The sequence below is a fragment of the Vibrio sp. 378 genome (assembly GCF_033339435.1).
In genome coordinates, this window is the sequence record NZ_JAWOUO010000778.1 from 1 (window position 1) to 609 (window position 609).

Genomic DNA, 609 nt, shown 5'->3' on the forward strand with positions numbered 1-609 from the left:
ATGCTGCTCTGAATTTTGTTCAGCGTTTGCTTACGATTCGACTGCGTACTGGCCAGTGCGGTACGCTTTTCTGATTGCTGCTTGAGCAGGGTTTCGATCTGCACTTTCTCTAGCTCAAGTTGGTTTTTGTTGTGCGCCAACTCTTGAGTGGTTTTGGTGATGGCATCAATCACTTCGGCACGAGCCTTGGCTAAGTGCTGAAAGTATTGGCTAATGCGGTCTTCTTCTACACCTTGATTCAATAAGTGCCCATTCGCTTTCGCTCGCTCGGTCACGTAATACGTTTGCAGCAACTGCTTGAGCTCTTCCTCTTGTGCTTGGCGCTGGGCTTCTTGGAGGGAGATTTTCTCTTCCAGTTTGTTGATGTTTTTGTCTGCTTGAGCAAGGTCGGCTTTGGTTTGCTTGATTTCTCGCTCCAGCTTAGAAATGCCAAGCTCTTGGTCTTTGAGCGATTTTTGCAGCTCGTTAAGCTGTTTCTCTTGCGAGGTTAGCGCCTTCTTTTGGCGATTGATTTCGCTGGAAACGCCTTTGAGCTCTTGCTGACTTGCGGCGAAAGAAGAGAGGGGATAGGTGGCAGATAAAGCACAAGTTAATAAAATAGCCGAGCGG

At 47.9% G+C, this 609-nt stretch carries 1 protein-coding gene; it reads right to left on the reverse strand.

Features of this window, described 5'->3' with window-relative positions; genetic code table 11:
* The coding region (locus R7Q48_RS28805) for a murein hydrolase activator EnvC family protein (RefSeq protein ID WP_411979303.1) at window positions 1-609 on the reverse strand (609 nt) is incomplete at both ends.